The organism is Gilliamella sp. Fer4-1 (genome assembly GCF_001690515.1).
Classification (GTDB): Bacteria; Pseudomonadota; Gammaproteobacteria; order Enterobacterales; family Orbaceae; genus Gilliamella; species Gilliamella apicola_C.
In genome coordinates this window covers 1-7,503 of record NZ_LZGZ01000225.1, presented here as the reverse complement: position 1 = coordinate 7,503, position 7,503 = coordinate 1, and the positions used below count along the sequence as shown (strand labels likewise).

General features: G+C 31.9%; 10 protein-coding genes and 2 pseudogenes. All 12 read right to left on the bottom strand.

Going from position 1 to position 7,503, the window contains the following annotated elements; translation table 11 throughout:
- The coding region (locus A9G30_RS08205) for a hypothetical protein (RefSeq protein WP_141672045.1) at positions 1–338 on the bottom strand (338 nt) is incomplete at its 3' end.
- Positions 339–697: 359 nt separating this feature from the next.
- Positions 698–935, bottom strand: a pseudogene (locus tag A9G30_RS13645) (RHS repeat-associated core domain-containing protein); the annotation flags it as partial.
- Positions 936–1,003: 68 nt separating this feature from the next.
- Complete coding sequence (locus tag A9G30_RS08195) at positions 1,004–1,438, bottom strand: hypothetical protein (protein ID WP_065572374.1); 435 nt, start codon at positions 1,436–1,438, stop codon at positions 1,004–1,006.
- Positions 1,439–1,647: 209 nt separating this feature from the next.
- The gene (locus A9G30_RS08190) at positions 1,648–1,974 is read right to left on the bottom strand and encodes a hypothetical protein (RefSeq protein WP_065567038.1); all 327 of its coding nucleotides are present in this window, start codon (positions 1,972–1,974) and stop codon (positions 1,648–1,650) included.
- 766 nt (positions 1,975–2,740) lie between these two features.
- On the bottom strand, positions 2,741–3,151 hold the full coding sequence (locus A9G30_RS08185) for a hypothetical protein (RefSeq protein WP_065582192.1): 411 nt from the start codon (positions 3,149–3,151) through the stop codon (positions 2,741–2,743).
- Positions 3,152–3,567: 416 nt separating this feature from the next.
- Complete coding sequence (locus tag A9G30_RS12415) at positions 3,568–4,191, bottom strand: RHS repeat domain-containing protein (protein WP_081295763.1); 624 nt, start codon at positions 4,189–4,191, stop codon at positions 3,568–3,570.
- A gap of 26 nt (positions 4,192–4,217) precedes the next feature.
- Positions 4,218–4,667 carry an SMI1/KNR4 family protein gene (locus A9G30_RS08175; RefSeq protein WP_065567335.1) on the bottom strand — a complete coding sequence of 150 codons (450 nt, stop codon included), beginning with the start codon at positions 4,665–4,667 and terminating at the stop codon, positions 4,218–4,220.
- A 213-nt stretch (positions 4,668–4,880) separates the two neighbouring features.
- Positions 4,881–5,129 (bottom strand): hypothetical protein, encoded by a 249-nt coding sequence (locus A9G30_RS08170; RefSeq protein WP_065582194.1) that lies wholly within the window; start codon positions 5,127–5,129, stop codon positions 4,881–4,883.
- 262 nt (positions 5,130–5,391) lie between these two features.
- Positions 5,392–5,508: pseudogene (locus tag A9G30_RS13640) on the bottom strand (RHS repeat-associated core domain-containing protein); the annotation flags it as partial.
- A 20-nt stretch (positions 5,509–5,528) separates the two neighbouring features.
- The gene (locus A9G30_RS08165; RefSeq protein ID WP_065582195.1) at positions 5,529–5,888 is read right to left on the bottom strand and encodes a hypothetical protein; all 360 of its coding nucleotides are present in this window, start codon (positions 5,886–5,888) and stop codon (positions 5,529–5,531) included.
- Positions 5,889–6,532: 644 nt separating this feature from the next.
- Positions 6,533–6,952, bottom strand: a complete 420-nt coding sequence (locus tag A9G30_RS08160; protein WP_065588632.1) for a hypothetical protein — start codon at positions 6,950–6,952, stop codon at positions 6,533–6,535.
- 17 nt (positions 6,953–6,969) lie between these two features.
- Complete coding sequence (locus A9G30_RS08155) at positions 6,970–7,329, bottom strand: GH-E family nuclease (protein ID WP_065582197.1); 360 nt, start codon at positions 7,327–7,329, stop codon at positions 6,970–6,972.
- Positions 7,330–7,503: the final 174 nt, after the last annotated feature.

Genomic DNA, 7,503 nt, shown 5'->3' with positions numbered 1-7,503 from the left:
CTATAACAATATTTTTTTTCAAAAGACCAGTTTATATCAGCAATATCGAGATATTTCATAATAAGTTCAAAACTTGTTTCAGAGTATATAATTACATTATTTAATAAAGTAATTGGATGACGAGCTACATCAAATCCTAAGGAATGTATCTTGGAATCAACTACCATTATTTCCAGTGAATCATAAAAATAAGAAAAACCTTCACTTTTGTTCAATTTATCAAAGTGATATTTTTTACCCAAATCTTTTTTTTGCAAAATAGAATATATTTCTTTTTCTGATAAGCCTACTTTTAATTCCAAATATATTCCTGTTCTCAGAAAATCAGTTAAGTCCATTAATTTTCTCCTGCATTTTTGAAAATTTAACCACACCCCGCTCGGCCAATTCAATTGACTTTTTATTACTATTTGAGTCATTTAATATCTTTTTAAATTCTTCTATGGCATGAGATACTTGAGTTTTAGTTTTCCCCATAATTTTTTATTGTTTATCAAACCGTCTATATGCTTGTTCGCTTGGGTTATGGATTTTTTACTAATACCTTTCATGTTACTAAACCGCTTCCAGATAAGATTGTCAGCTTTATCTAAACCTAATTTAGCTTCCGTAGTTTTTCTTCCATTTATAGATATATCTAAATAAAATCTTTTAATCCTTACATTATCGAAATGACATGGTTGCATTTTCCCTGTACAGTCAATCCTAATGGATCGACCCAAGTCAACTCATTAGGTGCATACTGATATAGGTTAAAGTCACCCAGCTGGTCAATCGGGGGCTAGCTAGGTAAAGTGACCTATATCCGAGTTATAGTATCAGAAAGTATTGTAATGTAGTCCAGTTTCTCTGTCTAAATACTGTCCCTGATATCTAAGGTTTTGTTGTATCGGGATGTGTTCGATTTTTTGAATCCGTTTTCCCCAGAGCTGATAGCGGTATGCTCACAATACTGCGCCATTTACATAGGTAAATTTTTCCTTTTAGCCCTGATTGCATATCTCTAATTGTTTATACGATAATGAAGATATATTTCATATTCATCATCATTAATAACCAATATTCTTTCAGGTTGTAAAAACAATAATGATAAATCAAAAGATTGGTTGTATTTAAATATACTATTTAAAAAATTATCAAGATGATTAATATTTAAGTGTATCGCAATTTTTTCTTCAAATAGTTGGATGCATTTAAAAAAATTATTATTTAAAGTGTTATTTATAATTTCAATTAATTTTTTTTGGCTAATCGGGTGCTCTAGCCTGATTTCGCTATCAATTTGATCAATCTTGAAAAAAATTTTAAGCTGTTCTTTATACCAAATAAAATCTTCATTATTAACAGACGAAATTGTAAATGATTCAATTCCTTCTAATTGACTAACATATTCTTCTGCTTTTTTATAAAGTAATTTTTTTTCAAGTTTATTATTCATAATATATGTGATGATCATTGGTTAGCGAATCAATAATTTTTTGATATCGTTCTTGTTCGAAGTCATAGGTAATTGAATTAGCACTACGTTTTGATTGGTCCGCATTTAGCTATTGGATCATTTGTTTATTCTACTGTGACACGTTTATGTCCTTGTGCATTTTTATATTGATAATACCTGCCATGTGAAACATGGCTCTATTAATAATTTTATTTGTCTAATTTATAGGGGAAAAGATATTTTTCTAATATTTCATTTTTTGTTTTCTCATCAAAATATCTATTGTTTTGTTTTTCATAATTAGCTATTTTATCAATAGCAACACTCTTATTCATTTCAGGAATATTTGAAAAAATTCTGTTCCAATCTTTTTGATTCCCATACATTTTTATCAATTTTTCAAAAATTGAATTAATAATGGGGCTGCTACAATAAAATAACGAGTCTGTTTCCTCACAATCGAACTTTAAATAAAGAATTGCTTTGGTTAAAGCATTTACTTCACTTCTAGTTAATTCTATTTTTTCAATATCCATTATTATCAACCTTTTGTTTTTACACTAGAATTAATTTGATTGTTTGTCAGTTTTAATCTGGTTTCATAACCTAAACTTGACAAAAAAGAATATGGATTCTTACCAGAATATAATACCTCATTTAGTGTTAACTTTCCTTTATAAATATATTCTAATAATATTAGTCATTACATCTTTCGGGCTCATTAAAATATCTGTGATATAAACTTTACTTTTACATAAGATTCTAAGACACCTATTCGCATGATGTTTTCTAGGCCAATCGAATCCGTATACTGAATACAGCAACCCCATTCGGTGTGGAAGTAGACTGTTTTTTCCATCTCCACTGCCTCTTTTACCTATGCGTGCCCATGGTTTGTAGTTGCTTCCGGTCTGTGTAGATATACTGGCTGCTGTGCTGATTCTAGCTGGTTTTCTGAATCATTTTTAAGCTATTCCATGGGAAGCGAGTACGGTTGTAGGGTTGGTCTTCGTTGTGCCTAGCTGATGTTTTCGATACAGAAGCATAAGGTGTCGTAGATATAATCGTAACGCTAGCTGTGATCGGATTGTTTGATGTGTGTTTCACTTAAGCTTAATTTTATCTATTATAAGCTAGTGGCCGATTTTATTATTTGGTGTCGATATTCTTTGCTTTTATTAACAGTTAATAGCATTGGAATATTATGTAATTCAATATCTTCATTGCTCTACCCTTATCACTGTTGATAAATTTTCAACTTCAATTAATAATTTAGTATCTTTATACAAATATTTTTATTTTTTAATAAGGTATATTTGTTTTATTAATTGGAACAAAATCACTTAATCCTATTCTCCATCGTTGTTCAATATATTCTAATAATTCATCGAAATTAGAAAAAACATATTGTTCAAATGAAGTTATTGATTGATTGAATGCATTATCATTATCAGTTAATGCTGGATCTGCATAATATGTGCGGAGCTTATATAAAAAAAACACTTCTTCCTCATCTATTATTGGTTTTATAAGTTGATCTATATAAAGCGAATACAAGGAAAATTCCCATTCGTCGTCATCCCCAGGTTTTGCATATTCAATAGAATAAATCTCAATAAAACGAGTTTTATTTTCTTCTAATCTTTCAAAGAATTGCCCTTTCATTTCATAGGGAAATGGATGGTAAGGATTATTGTATTTTTTCTTATTCATAAAATATTCTAATAATTCGACTGTTATAGATGTGAATTAGCAAATGCGCACTTTCAGAAGCATGATCTCTAATTTTCTCATTTGGATTAAATTCATCCCAATGATAAGTTCCTTTTTCTACTAAATGGACGAGGTAATCAGTCAGATGCATCTTTTTGTGGGCAAAATGTTCTTGATTTAGTGGTATCCATATATCCTTTGTGTTGAGGATGTTTTTCGTTCGCGGAAATTAACGCTCTCAATATTTCTTCTGCATCAGCTTTATTTCGTACTCTTATAAGAGCTTATTTTCCTTTAGTTAGCTGCTTTTTAATGTGCTTAATTGCCTGTAATAAATTGCAATTCCTCCTACGGAACGGTCTAAGCCAACCCATTAGGTGCATACTGATACCGATTAAAGCCACCTAGTAACCCAATCAGGTCTGGCTGGGTAAATCTACTATATCCGAATCATAGCTCCTGAACATATTGTAATATAAGCCAGTTTCCCTGTCCAAATATTGTTCCTGATATCTGTGATTTTGCTCTATTGATTCTTGCTCAATTTCCTGAAATCGTTTACCCCATAGCTGACAGCTACGTTTCCACAATATTTCACCGTTTGCATCGTTAAGCTCTTCCGAGCAACGGTTAAGGTCGGTGTGGAAGTAGGCTATTTCTTCATCTTCGCTGCCTCTTTTGTCTATGCTTGCTCGTGGTTTGTAGTTGTTTCTGGTCTGTGTAGATATACTAGCTACTGTGCTGATTCTGGCTGGTTTCCTGATCATTGTTAAGCCATTCCACAGGAAGTGGGTTCGGTTGTAGGGTTGGTCTCCACTTGTGTCTAGCTGATGTTTTTCGATACGTCGACCTAAGGCGTCGTAGACATAGCCGTAACGCTGGTTGTGGTTTGAATGTTCGATGCGTGCTTTGCTTAGGCGATGTTCGGCATTGTAAGCTGTAGTGCTGGTTACGTCGTTGTTTTGTTTGCTTTTGACGCTGCCATACGGGTGATAGCTATAGCTCTGATCTCTGAATTTAAGTAGATGATTAAAACGCATCAGGTTGTGGTTGCGGCAGTCTTAATTTACGTCCGTAAGTTTACATATTCTTCAAAAAAACATCTGAATGACGGTGCTAGGACGTTTGATATTTTTCTTGAGAAGAGATCATAATTAACTATTTGTCCATAAGTATTTTTCCTACAATCAACACAGCAACATACATCGTCATCTTTAAAATAAATAACTGCCATATCTAATGGTAATGAGTATTCATTTCGACATTGACAAGTATCATAATAGATAGCTCCTCCAGACTCAGCCAAGGCATTATTATCAACTATGCCTGATATTTCTTCACCAACAACCCCTCCGCCACCAACCAATAAAATAAATTCTTTTAATTCATTTGGTAATGACAAATTTAGCTTATTTTCAAGTATATTAATTTGTGATTCATCACAAGCTCCAAGCCAATATACTTCGTCTTGAGCGCCATGATTTAAACGCGTAACAAGATTTTTAATATCACCCATATAGTTATCACCTCACATAAAATCCAATGCCTTAATTTACAATATTCTTTTATTTTTCATCATTAAAAAATAATTGAAATTCTGCTGACATTATATTCTTTAATCTTTATGATTCCGGATAGATAAAGCCGAAAAATACTTTAGCTTTCTTATGTCAATATGAGTAAAGGTAATTTAGATATGACAGGTTTGTTGAAAAATTTTCATTATAAACTAAATTGATAATAAGTATCTGATAATATTATCTTTTGTTACCTTTTTAAGGATTACAGCATATTCATCTTTAAAATACCCTATATCAGATATTTGATCTTCTGCATCTTGAATAAACCGTATCGGATCATAAAAATTGAATGTGTATATATTTCCATTTACTGTAACTTCAAAATTTAATACAACTCCTTTAGATTCGCATTCAAGTTGAAACAAATTGTCATACCAATCAGGAAATATAATATTCATTAATCTAATACCTGTATTTTTGATAGCGCAACCTGATAATTTTCAAATTATCGCTAATAGTAGTCATATCATATTTTATGAGGAATAAACCCTTTACTAGATACACTAGTAGGATTATCAAAAACAGAAATACCGCGTGTTGTCTTTACTAAACGCTGATTTACCAATTTGATACTCTCCTAGTTTTGCTTTAAAAGAAACAGGTTCCCCTTTTTTGAACCCCATGAAATAACAAACAACTCCACCCAAGAGGATCAACCTAAGCCAATCCATTTGGTGCATAGTGACACAGATTAAAGTCACCAGCTAATCCTATTGGGTCCAGCTGGGTAAAGCGTCCTATATCCGGATCATAGTACCTGAAGATACTATAGAGTAATTTAATTTATTTTTAGAACATCAATTTTTCCATTTTTCACCTCTGACATAACTTATTAGTTCATTTTTATTTTTTGGTTCATTAGGAAATTTCAAAATTGAATCATAACTACAATGACCAATAATCGATGATTTTATGTCATCCAAATAGTCAAAAGCAGCCTCGGGAATGTTATCGTAATCTGGATCGGATAAATTATTTTTTATATATAAAAATGCAAATTTATATATCTTTTTTCTATCCCATTTAGATTGTATTAATTGCCTTAAAAATAAATCTATTAATTTCTGTGATGTATTGTTTTCATTCACATCCCATGATTGCATTATTCTTTTCAAATCTGCAAATGCCTCTTTTTCATTAACAATAAGTTTTGTCATTTATAAGCTAATCCCATTTAATTTGATTAAGCAATTTCTGATATTCATCAAATGTCATGTTTTTGCTTGAATATATGAGAACCATGATCATTAATCGCTGCAAGTCTATTAGGCAATTTATCCAAGTTTGTAATAGTATTTACAAATACCTCGTTTGGGTCAACAGGTAAAGGAACTTGACTGCCACTTAAACTTTGTTTGCCTGTTTAACTTGGATTAATCATATCAGTTGCATTATTTACTTCACTAAAATCATAGAACTTAGGATTTCCTGATGCCGTTTGTATCGATAAGCTCTTTCTGATAACCGTTCAGGTTGGTGTGGAAGTATATTACCCTTTGTGGTTGATTACTTCGTTTATCTCTACTTGCCAGTGATTCGTACTTTGGTCGGTATAAATATACAGGCTACTGTACTGATTCGGGCTGGTTTCCTGAATTATTGTTAAGCCGCCCCATAGGAAACGATTACGATTATAGGGGGGAGGTGTTGTCTAACAGATTTTTTTCGATACATCGACCTAAGGCATCGTAGACATAGCTGTAATAGTTGTTTTGGTCTACCTCGCCGATGCGTACTTCATTTAGGCGGTGTTCGGCGTTGTAGCTGTAGTACTGAGTAGCGTCGTTGGTTTGTTTGCTTTTTAATGTCGACAGTTATAAATTATTTTTTCTTTTTGCCTTTCCTGGAATGCTCGCGCTTTACCATATTTATAAGCCTCATCAAAGTATTTATATGCTTCCTCTAACTGGTCTAATTCATAACAAACCATTCCTAGATTAATTAAAGGCCCCGTATTTATATTAGATCCCCTTGTTTGTAATGAAATTACACCCCATTTTTTAGCAGTAATAAAATCTGATAAGTCAAAATAAGCACTATATATACATTTTGAAATCCAGCTAGCTATTTCCCAATCTAGCTTTGGTTCGGGAAGTAATTGCCAAGCATCATTATATTTATTTAAGGCATTGGTAAAATCTTTCTTGTCATGATATTGATTACCAATTTCTACTATAGCAATTATTTCTTTTTCCAATTTATTATCAGATAGTGTTTTCATCTTTATAACCTTACTTGTTAAAAATACTGCGATTTTTCTATTAGACCAATAAAACTTTCAGAATCTCTATATCTTTCTTTTAAACATGCTCCTTGAGAAGGATTATGACCAAAATATTCTAATTTATAATTATCTAAATCTCTCATGAATGATCTTACTTTCTTAGATTTAGATCTATGGCACTTACCTTTCTGATTCCAATATTTAACGGCATCTTTTAAATGTGCCATATCAGCATCTTGAACATAATACCATTGGTTATTAGTTGAATTTTTGAATTTCATGTTGTTACCGCTATCACGAATGCGACCCTTAGTGAGCATTCTTGCAATAACTTCCTGTCCTGTTTTGCTTTTCTTGCTTGGTGTTCTTCCCATGAATCTAAGATGGTAACTACTTAATCCCCCCAAGCTAATCTGTAGTGCTCGTCATAGCGGTAATTGGTCTGTTTTTATTTGCTGAGTTTTTGATTCAAGCTAAGATTAATTTCTGCTATTACTAGCCATAGAATAAACAGCAAATAAAATCGGAAAGATTTTAAATATCAATCC

Excerpts from the sequence above, each read along its gene's own strand:
- A9G30_RS08160 (WP_065588632.1), bottom strand. The coding sequence starts at position 6,952 with ATGAAAACACTATCTGATAATAAATTGGAAAAAGAAATAATTGCTATA.
- A9G30_RS08155 (WP_065582197.1), bottom strand. The coding sequence starts at position 7,329 with ATGGGAAGAACACCAAGCAAGAAAAGCAAAACAGGACAGGAAGTTATT.
- A9G30_RS12415 (WP_081295763.1), bottom strand. The coding sequence starts at position 4,191 with ATGCGTTTTAATCATCTACTTAAATTCAGAGATCAGAGCTATAGCTAT.
- A9G30_RS08195 (WP_065572374.1), bottom strand. The coding sequence starts at position 1,438 with ATGAATAATAAACTTGAAAAAAAATTACTTTATAAAAAAGCAGAAGAA.
- A9G30_RS08170 (WP_065582194.1), bottom strand. The coding sequence starts at position 5,129 with ATGAATATTATATTTCCTGATTGGTATGACAATTTGTTTCAACTTGAA.
- A9G30_RS08175 (WP_065567335.1), bottom strand. The coding sequence starts at position 4,667 with ATGGGTGATATTAAAAATCTTGTTACGCGTTTAAATCATGGCGCTCAA.
- A9G30_RS08185 (WP_065582192.1), bottom strand. The coding sequence starts at position 3,151 with ATGAATAAGAAAAAATACAATAATCCTTACCATCCATTTCCCTATGAA.
- A9G30_RS08165 (WP_065582195.1), bottom strand. The coding sequence starts at position 5,888 with ATGACAAAACTTATTGTTAATGAAAAAGAGGCATTTGCAGATTTGAAA.
- A9G30_RS08190 (WP_065567038.1), bottom strand. The coding sequence starts at position 1,974 with ATGGATATTGAAAAAATAGAATTAACTAGAAGTGAAGTAAATGCTTTA.